Origin of the sequence: Brevundimonas sp. (assembly GCF_016463485.1) — a bacterium.
Lineage (GTDB): Bacteria > Pseudomonadota > Alphaproteobacteria > Caulobacterales > Caulobacteraceae > Brevundimonas.
The window spans coordinates 1-8,336 of record NZ_JAEMRD010000141.1; the positions used below are offsets into that span (position 1 = coordinate 1).

10 protein-coding genes are annotated in these 8,336 nt (G+C 66.2%); 4 read left to right on the forward strand and 6 right to left on the reverse strand.

All coding sequences use genetic code 11. The annotated features are described in order from the left end of the window. Positions 1–289 precede the first annotated feature (289 nt). Both JHC99_RS15515 and JHC99_RS15520 read right to left on the reverse strand, forming a co-directional pair. Complete coding sequence (locus JHC99_RS15515) at positions 290–1,336, reverse strand: aspartyl/asparaginyl beta-hydroxylase domain-containing protein (protein WP_292155368.1); 1,047 nt, start codon at positions 1,334–1,336, stop codon at positions 290–292. A gap of 59 nt (positions 1,337–1,395) precedes the next feature. Next, positions 1,396–1,563, reverse strand: coding sequence for a hypothetical protein (locus JHC99_RS15520; RefSeq protein ID WP_292155370.1), 168 nt, complete (start codon positions 1,561–1,563; stop codon positions 1,396–1,398). Between the two features lie 133 nt (positions 1,564–1,696). Here JHC99_RS15520 and JHC99_RS15525 point away from each other — a divergent pair, with 133 nt between their 5' ends. Together JHC99_RS15525 and purL are read left to right on the forward strand one after the other, a co-directional pair. Then, on the forward strand, positions 1,697–2,491 hold the full coding sequence (locus JHC99_RS15525; protein ID WP_292155372.1) for a hypothetical protein: 795 nt from the start codon (positions 1,697–1,699) through the stop codon (positions 2,489–2,491). Between the two features lie 85 nt (positions 2,492–2,576). Beyond that, complete coding sequence (purL, locus tag JHC99_RS15530; RefSeq protein WP_292155373.1) at positions 2,577–4,775, forward strand: phosphoribosylformylglycinamidine synthase subunit PurL; 2,199 nt, start codon at positions 2,577–2,579, stop codon at positions 4,773–4,775. Here the strand turns inward: purL and JHC99_RS15535 are convergent. After that, complete coding sequence (locus JHC99_RS15535) at positions 4,772–5,593, reverse strand: TIGR00282 family metallophosphoesterase (protein ID WP_292155374.1); 822 nt, start codon at positions 5,591–5,593, stop codon at positions 4,772–4,774. The genes purL and JHC99_RS15535 overlap by 4 nt on opposite strands. A gap of 6 nt (positions 5,594–5,599) precedes the next feature. Then, positions 5,600–6,169, reverse strand: a complete 570-nt coding sequence (locus tag JHC99_RS15540; RefSeq protein ID WP_292155375.1) for a 5-formyltetrahydrofolate cyclo-ligase — start codon at positions 6,167–6,169, stop codon at positions 5,600–5,602. Positions 6,170–6,456: 287 nt separating this feature from the next. Between JHC99_RS15540 and JHC99_RS15545 the strand changes: the two genes are divergently transcribed. Continuing rightward, entirely contained in the window at positions 6,457–6,837 is a 381-nt protein-coding gene (locus JHC99_RS15545) for a PH domain-containing protein (RefSeq protein ID WP_292155376.1), read from the forward strand. Between the two features lie 6 nt (positions 6,838–6,843). Here JHC99_RS15545 and zapA read toward each other — a convergent pair whose 3' ends face one another. Continuing rightward, positions 6,844–7,173, reverse strand: a complete 330-nt coding sequence (zapA, locus tag JHC99_RS15550) for a cell division protein ZapA (protein WP_292155378.1) — start codon at positions 7,171–7,173, stop codon at positions 6,844–6,846. After that, positions 7,173–7,451, reverse strand: coding sequence for a hypothetical protein (locus JHC99_RS15555; RefSeq protein WP_292155380.1), 279 nt, complete (start codon positions 7,449–7,451; stop codon positions 7,173–7,175). The genes zapA and JHC99_RS15555 overlap by 1 nt, the downstream gene beginning before the upstream one ends. A gap of 96 nt (positions 7,452–7,547) precedes the next feature. Between JHC99_RS15555 and JHC99_RS15560 the strand changes: the two genes are divergently transcribed. Next, positions 7,548–8,336: transketolase family protein (locus tag JHC99_RS15560; RefSeq protein WP_292155382.1), on the forward strand; the 789-nt coding region annotated here is incomplete at its 3' end.

Sequence of the window (8,336 nt, forward strand, 5' to 3'; positions counted from 1 at the left end):
CGCCGCAACAAGATCGCAAGGCCTTGCGCCCTTCCCCGCGACGGGACAGGCAGCATCATAGCGGACGTTGATACCTGGGCGCGCAGATCGGAATTATCCTGCGTCAGAACCGGTCGTATCCCCAAGCACGGCAAGGCGTTGGATCGGGCGAGGTTCGCAAGTTCGATGCGTTGGACAAGCCGGACCTCTCCTTCGTCCGCTTGCGGGACCTTTGGCATCAGGCTTACGCAAAGGTTCCACAAGCGGGGCCAGAAGACGCTCAACGACGGGGAGACGGAACCCTGCCCCTTCAAACCCCCCACGCGGGCTGCGCCGCGCCATAGCCGTCGATCGCGTTGAACATGGCCGAGACCAGGGCACGCTCCTCCTGCGTCAATTCGGGCTTCCAGACGTCGAAGATCAGGATGGTCCGGTCCTGATCGCTGTCGTTCCAGGCCTCGTGCTCGATGGTGTCGTCAAAGGCCCAGGCTTCGCCTTCCTTCCAGTCACGCACGGCATTACCGACCCGGAACCGGCTGCCCGGCGGGGCGATCAGCGGCAGGTGACAGATCAACCGCGTGTTGATCAGGCCGTGATGCGGCGGGATGCGCGCGCCCGGCGTCAGGCGCGAGAACAGGATCGACGGTGTCCGCCCCGGCACACGGCACAGCGGAACCTGCGCCAGCGCCGCCAGCGTGCGGGGACAGCGGGCGGCGATCTCCTGTTCGACGCCGTCCTTGATAAGGAACAGGGCGCTCCATTCGGGATTGGATGCCATCCCTTGCGCGTCGGTATTCGGCCGATCGGCGCGGGGCTCGACATAGGGGCGGAACAGGGCGGGTTCGGCCAGCAGGGCCTGGAGTTCGGCGCGAATGTCGTCGGTCGCCGACTCGACCGCCTCCAGCCAGGGCAGGGTCTCGCGCGGCTGGAACTGCACCTGCGGCAGGCCGGGGAAGAGATAGAAGCGTGGCTGCTGGAGATAGAGTTGTTTGCGCCCCGCCATCAGATCCAGCGACAGGGCGAACCGGTCGCTGGATGTCTCCGGATCGAACCCGGCGGCGGAAAGACCCTGGGCGAGGTGATCCTGAAATGCCCTGGCCTGATCCTGAACCGCGCCCTGGGCCCGGCGAAGCTCGGCGATCAGATCGGGCGTCAGGCGGGCACCCTTTGCCTGACTGGCCTGGGCCGCCCGCAGTGCGCTGGTGTAGAAGCTGGACGCCGCCCGGGCGTCACCGAGGGCCGACAGGGCGTCCCCCTTAAGGATCAGGCCCCGCAGGTCCGATCCATCGGCCGCCAGCATCGCATCGGCACTGGCCAGCAGCGATCGGGCGGCGGCGATGGAAGCAGGCTGGGTCATCGAACGAACGAAGCCCGGCGAACCGGGCTCCGTCAATCGACAAACTTGGCTGTTTTGAATCAGACTTCGCTGTCGTCCTCATCGGGCGTCACGATCCCGCCGGGATCACGCTGCGCCGCCAGTTCGCGGGCACCGACGCCCAGACCCTGTTCGATGGCCAGATTGGCCTCGACCTCGGAAGTATCGAAATGCGGAGTTTGGTCGGGGGTCTTGGTCGGATCGGCCATGGCGGCCTCCTTTTGTGATTCGGGGGACGCCCGGTTAGCGAATCCGCGGCCCTCCGGTTCCGCTTAAACATCTCCATCTGAACCTTGACCGTAGTTGCGCGTAGTGTCGGTCTCGCATCCACAGGTTTGCCTCATGTCCTCCATCCTGCGTCCCTCCCCTGCCGACATGACCCGGCGGATCATCGTCATGGCCACGGCTGTCTTCGCCATCCTGGTTCCCCAGGTGCAGATGGGGCTGGGCTGGGGCCAGAGCGCGGCCGAGTTCGCCGCCGACAGCGACGCCACCCTCCGCGTCATCGGCTGGGCCTTTGCGATCTGGGGCGTGATCTATCTTGGCCTCGCCGCCTATGCGATCCGCCAGGTCCTGCCCCAGACCGGCGAAAGCGATGTCCTCAAGGTGTTCGGCTGGCCGTCGGCCCTGGCCTTTGTCGGGATCGGCCTGTGGATCATCGCGGCGGCCTTCGACTGGGAAGTCGCCACGATCGTTCTGATCTTCGCCTCCCTGACCGTCCTGCTCATTCCCCTGCTGGCCCATGCCGGCAGGATACGCGCGCTCCGCCTCGGGGATCGCGATCGCTGGCTGACCGTCTGGCCGATGTCGCTGCTGGCAGGCTGGCTGACGGTCGCAGCCCCGGTCAATCTGATCACCGTCGCGACCGGCAACGGCGACCTGCCCGCCATGGCGTCGCCGACCGTCTGGGCCGTGCTGGCCGTGGTGCTGGTCGGCCTCGTCGCCGTGGCCGTCAGCTGGCGCATCCGGACCATCGCCTATTCGCTGCCGATCGTCTGGGGCCTGATCGGGGTGTTCGTCGCCGAACAGTCCCGCAACGGCACCCTGGCCTTCACCGCTGCCATCGTTGCAGTGGCCACGCTGGTCGCATCCGTCGTCGTGGTCCTGGCGTGGCGGCGCAGGATCGAACGGGTGTGAGGTTCCGAAGCCAGTGACGGTCGAAGTCATGTCCCGTTGACCACGCGGGCTGACTCCGTCGCCGAACATCGCTAAGAGCGCCGCCATGAGCGCCCCCTCCAAGACCATCGCCGAACTGGCCGCCGAGTACGGCCTGAGCCCCGCCGAATATCAGGTCGTCCTCGACCGGCTGGAGCGCGAGCCGAACCAGCTGGAGCTGGGCGTCTTTTCGGTGATGTGGTCCGAGCACTGTTCCTACAAGTCGTCCAAGATCCACCTGGGCAAATTCCCGACCACCGGCCCGCGCGTCATCTGCGGGCCGGGCGAGAACGCGGGGGTCATCGACATCGGCGACGGCGACGCCTGCATCTTCAAGATGGAGAGCCACAACCACCCGTCCTACATCGAGCCCTATCAGGGTGCGGCGACGGGCGTAGGCGGCATCATGCGCGACGTCTTCACCATGGGTGCGCGCCCCGTGGCCCTGCTGAACGCCCTGCGGTTCGGCGACATCGGGCACGAGAAGACCAAACGGCTGGTCAAGGGCGTGGTCTCGGGCATCGGCGGCTACGGCAACTGCGTCGGGGTGCCGACCGTGGCGGGCGAGACCAATTTCCACTCGGGTTACAACGGCAACATCCTGGTCAACGCCATGTGCGTGGGCCTGGCCAAGGCCGATAGCATCTTCTACTCGGCCGCGCCGGGGCCGGGGATGTCGGTGGTCTATTTCGGATCCAAGACGGGCCGGGACGGCATCCACGGCGCGACCATGGCGTCGGCCGAGTTCGACGAGGATTCCGACGAGAAACGCCCCACCGTCCAGGTCGGCGATCCTTTCGCCGAGAAGCTGTTGATCGAGGCGACCCTGGAGCTGATGGCCTCGGGCGCGGTCGCCGCCATCCAGGATATGGGCGCGGCGGGTCTGACTTCGTCCTCGGTCGAGATGGCCGGCAAGGGCGGGGTCGGGATCGAGTTGAACATGGACGCCGTGCCTCAGCGCGAGACCGGCATGAGCGCCTATGAGATGATGCTGTCCGAAAGCCAGGAGCGGATGCTGGCGGTGCTCAAGCCCGGCCGCGAGGAAGACGGCTATCGCATCTTCAGGAAATGGGGTCTGGACGCCGCCGTCATCGGCATGACCACCGAGACCGGCCGCCTGATCCTGAACCATCACGGCGAAGTCGTCTGTGACGTCCCCTTGGCACCGTTGTTCGACGATGCGCCCCTGTATGACCGACCCTGGGTCCAGCCGGCGCTCCATCCGCGCCTGACCGCCGCCGACGTCCCTGCCCCCGAAAGCTGGGAGGACGCGGTACTCAAGGTCATCGCCTGCCCGGACATGGCGTCCAAGCGCTGGATCTGGGAACAGTACGACCGCCACGTCATGGCCGACACGCTTCAGGACTCGGCCACCGGCGCCGACGCCGGCGTGGTCCGCGTCCACGGCACCGACAAGGGCCTGGCCGTCACCTCGGACTGCACCCCCCGCTACGTCCAGAACGACCCCTACGAGGGCGGCAAACAGGCGGTGGCCGAGGCTTGGCGCAACCTGACCGCCGTCGGCTCGCGCCCCATCGCCATCACCGACAATCTGAACTTCGGCAATCCGCAGCGGCCCGAGATCATGGGCCAGATCGTCCGCGCCATCGACGGCATGGCCGAGGCCTGCCGTGAGCTCGACTTCCCCGTCGTGAGCGGCAATGTGAGCCTCTACAACGAGACCAACGGCGTCGCCATTCCGCCCACCCCGACCGTCGGCGGCGTCGGCCTGCTGGAAAACTACGACGTGGTCACCGGCTTCTCGACCATGGCCGAGGGCGACACCCTGGTGCTAATCGGCGAGACGCGCGGCGAACTCGGTGCCTCCATCTATCTGCGGGAAGTGCTGGGCCGCGAGGACGGGGCCCCGCCGCCCGTCGATCTGAAGCTGGAAAAGAAGACCGGCGACGTCGTCCGCGATCTGATCGAGACCGGTCAGCTGACCTGCGTCCACGACCTGTCCGACGGCGGCCTGATCGGCGCTGCAGCGGACCTGGCCCTGGCCTCCGACGTCGGTGTGACCCTGGATGCCACCAGCGCGACCCACGCCCACATCTTCCTGTTCGGAGAAGACCAGGCCCGCTACCTGATCGCCGCCCCCAACCCCGACGACATCCTGTCAGCCGCGCGCGAGGCTGGCCTTCACGCATCGATCGTCGGTCAGGCGGGCGGCACAGCCTTCGCTTCAAAAGGCCTGTTCAGCATCCCGCTCGCCCACCTGCGCGAGATCCACGAGGGATGGATGCCGGGCTGGATCGAAGGCTAGACGATCGGTATCGCCTGGCTTAGTCGCCCTCCGACCCGGATCGGCTCGATCCGGGTCGCCAGCCCGGTCCGGTCGTCCGTTTCGACGAAGACGCCACAGATGGTCGCCGGCCCATGCGCCGGAACATAACGGCCGCCGGATATGCGGGTGGTGAAGCGCCGCAGCGGCTCTTCCTTTTCGTTGCCGATGACACTGTCATAGTCGCAGCAGCCGCCTGCGTCAGTCTGATAGGCCGTGCCGCCGGGCAGGATCTGGCAGTCGGCGGTCGGCACGTGCGTGTGGGTACCGACGACCAGACTGGCACGGCCGTCGCAGAAATGGCCCATGGCCATCTTCTCCGAGGTGGCCTCGGCGTGCATGTCGACGATGACGGCGTCGGCGACGGCACCCAGCGGCGCGGCATTCAGCTCTCGATCGACCGCGCTGAACGGATCGTCGTTCGGGTCCATATGGATGCGGCCCAGCACATTCATGACCAAAACGGTCCGGCCCGAATGGGTCTCGAACAGATTGGCTCCAGCCCCCGGCGCATCCATCAGCCGGGGATAATTGGCCGGACGGATCAGCCGCGGCTCACGCACGATATAGGTCAGGGCCTCGCGCTGATCCCAGGAATGATTGCCCAGGGTCAGACAGTCGGCACCGGCCATGAACAGCTCGCGCGCCGTGTTCTCGGTGATGCCGAACCCGCCCGCCGCGTTCTCGGCGTTGACCACCACGAAGTCGAGCTTCAGGTCCCGCTTGAGCCCGGGCAGGTGGTCGGAGATGCCGTCGCGACCGGACTTGCCGATCACGTCGCCGAAGAAGGCAAGACGCATGAGGAGTTAGACCTTTCGCGCCGGGGTATAGCCGACCTCGGTCAGAACGCCATGCAGCGGAACATCGTGCGACTCCATGGGCAGGCGATCGACGCGCTGGCCCGCGAATGCCAGTCCTATCCGGACGGCGTCGGGGCGCGCTAAAAACGTCCGGTCGTAGTACCCGCCGCCCTGCCCCAGACGTCCCCCTGCATCGTCGAAGGCGAGCAGCGGGGTGATGATCAGGTCGGGATCAACGGTCTCGGCCAGCGGCAAGGGCGCGGGACAGCCGGCGACATCCATCTCCAGCGGTTCTTCGGCCGACCAGCGCCTGAAAAGAAGGGCCTTGTCCCGTTCCGTAGCGACTGGCAGGCACAGAGATCGTCCCGCGACGATCAGGGCGTCCGCAAGCAGCTCGGGATCCATCTCAGACCCCACGGCACGATAGACAGCGACGGTGTTGCCGGGCGGCAGTTCGTTCACGAACCCGGCAACGGCAATGGCGGAGTCAGGCGCCGCATCGGCCAGCCGTTTTCGCAACGCGCGCATTTCGACACGAAGCGCCTGCTTATCAATGACCATGTCGCTCGCGCTCAAGCAGCGAGCGACCGCGTCGCGAGCGGTAGCGCCCGAAGAGAAGAGGTTGGCGGCGCCGTAAGAGCCGTGAAGGACGGTTTAAATCCTCTCGAGCCTGGGTAGCCAGGTGGGCTCCGTATGCTCAACCCCACGAGGTCAAACAGGGACAGATCCCTTCGAGTGAATTAAGGCCGCGAGGATATGTTGCCTTCGACGAGAGCCACAGCATGACCCGCCGTCGAGGAAGATAGGCTCGACGGGGCCTCGATACAACGGCTAGTCTTGGTCACCGCTGAAAAGGATCGACCATGAGCTTGATGAACGCCCTCATGGGCAACGCCAACGTCGTCGACGCGGCCACGGTGCAGAACGACTTCGCCCATGTCCTGATCGCAGGCGAACAGGTCGAGCACGCCTACAAGCTGGTGCGGGACATGATCGTCTTCACCAATGAACGGCTGATCCTGATCGACAAACAGGGGATGTCAGGAAAGAAGCTCGAGTTCCACTCCATCCCCTATTCCAAGATCACCCACTTCAGCGTCGAGACGGCCGGGACACTGGATCTGGATTCCGAGATGAAGGTCGCGGTGTCGGGCGGTGCCCTGTTCAGCAAGACGTTCGGGCGCGGCGTGGACATCAATGAAGTTCAGCGCGTCCTGGCCACCTATGTTCTCAAGGTAAGTTAGGCCGGCCTAAAGGCTCTGCGTCAGCTTTTCGAGCCGGGCGGCGACCGCGTTCAAAGCCTCGGCCACCCCGGTGTCGGACGACGGCGGCGTAGCTGTCGAGACCGCAGGCGCGTCGGTCCCGGTCTGAAGCGCCAGCCGTGCCTCATGCAGTTCGTCGGCCAGCAGCAGGGCCGCCATCAGGAACAGGCGCAGGTCGCCGACGTGGCCGACATCGCCGGCGACAGACTTCACATGGCCATCGAACTGGCGCGCCAGGATGCGGACACGCTCCTCCTGACCGTCGGCGCATCCGACGGCATAGGGGCGACCGTTGATCTCGACCGTCACCGTCGCCATCAGGCGGGATCCTCGTCCATCGGTGCCAACAGGCCACGCAGCCGATCCGTCGCGCGCGCCAGGGCGGCCGAGGCGTCACGGCCGGCGGCCTCCAACGCGGCGATGCGAGCCTTGGCGTCGGGATCGATGGCGGTATCGCCGGGCGCGCGCGCGAACAGGTCGTCGTCGGCGATCGCCGGCGCGGACGCCGGGCGTGCCTTCAGCTCGAGAACCTTTCGTTCCAGTGCGGCCAGGGCCCGATCGATGCGGTCCTTGGCGGCGGTCGTGGCGTCGGCCATCGGTCGCATCCTCCAGATTCCGTATAGAACCCTTCGCCGCCTCGGGGTAAAGCGGCGCACCCCGATTTTAGCCGCCTCCCGACGAAAGGTCTGTTCATGACCGCCGACAAATCCTCCAGCGCCAAGCCGACGATCAAGCAGATGGCCGATGCCATCCGCGTGCTGGCCATGGACGGGGTGCAGAAGGCCAACAGTGGCCACCCCGGCATGCCGATGGGGATGGCCGATGTCGCCACCGTGCTGTTCTCGAAATATCTGAAGTTCGACGCGAGCCGCCCGGACTGGGCGGACCGGGACCGGTTCATCCTGTCGGCGGGCCATGGCTCGATGCTGATCTACGCCCTGCTGCACCTGACAGGCTACAAGGCGGCGACGCGCGAGGAACTGTCGAACTTCCGCCAGTGGGGCTCGAAGACCGCCGGTCACCCCGAGTGGGGCCACATGCCCGGCGTGGAGACCACGACCGGTCCCTTGGGCCAGGGCCTGGCCAACTCGGTCGGGTTTGCCATGGCCGAGCGGCATCTGGCGGCGCGGTTCGGGGAAGACCTCGTCGATCACCGCACCTGGGTCATCGCCGGCGACGGCTGTCTGATGGAGGGGGTGTCGCAAGAAGCGATCGCCCTCGCCGGTCGGTACAAGCTGAACAGGCTGACCGTCCTGTGGGACGACAATGCGATCACCATCGACGGCGCAGTCAGCCTGTCGGACGCCACCGACCAGAAGGCGCGGTTCAAGGCCTGCGGCTGGGCGGTCAAGGCCATCGACGGCCATGACGTCAACGAGATCAAGGCTGCCCTGAAATGGGCGACCAAGCAGGACAAGCCCACCCTGATCGCCTGCAAGACCAAGATCGGCAAGGTTGCCGCCACCATGGAAGGCAGCCAC

Excerpts from the sequence above, each read along its gene's own strand:
- JHC99_RS15515 (WP_292155368.1), bottom strand. The coding sequence starts at position 1,336 with ATGACCCAGCCTGCTTCCATCGCCGCCGCCCGATCGCTGCTGGCCAGT.
- JHC99_RS15555 (WP_292155380.1), bottom strand. The coding sequence starts at position 7,451 with ATGGCCGACGCCACGACCGCCGCCAAGGACCGCATCGATCGGGCCCTG.
- zapA (WP_292155378.1), bottom strand. The coding sequence starts at position 7,173 with ATGGCGACGGTGACGGTCGAGATCAACGGTCGCCCCTATGCCGTCGGA.
- JHC99_RS15545 (WP_292155376.1), top strand. The coding sequence starts at position 6,457 with ATGAGCTTGATGAACGCCCTCATGGGCAACGCCAACGTCGTCGACGCG.
- JHC99_RS15525 (WP_292155372.1), top strand. The coding sequence starts at position 1,697 with ATGTCCTCCATCCTGCGTCCCTCCCCTGCCGACATGACCCGGCGGATC.
- JHC99_RS15535 (WP_292155374.1), bottom strand. The coding sequence starts at position 5,593 with ATGCGTCTTGCCTTCTTCGGCGACGTGATCGGCAAGTCCGGTCGCGAC.
- JHC99_RS15520 (WP_292155370.1), bottom strand. The coding sequence starts at position 1,563 with ATGGCCGATCCGACCAAGACCCCCGACCAAACTCCGCATTTCGATACT.
- purL (WP_292155373.1), top strand. The coding sequence starts at position 2,577 with ATGAGCGCCCCCTCCAAGACCATCGCCGAACTGGCCGCCGAGTACGGC.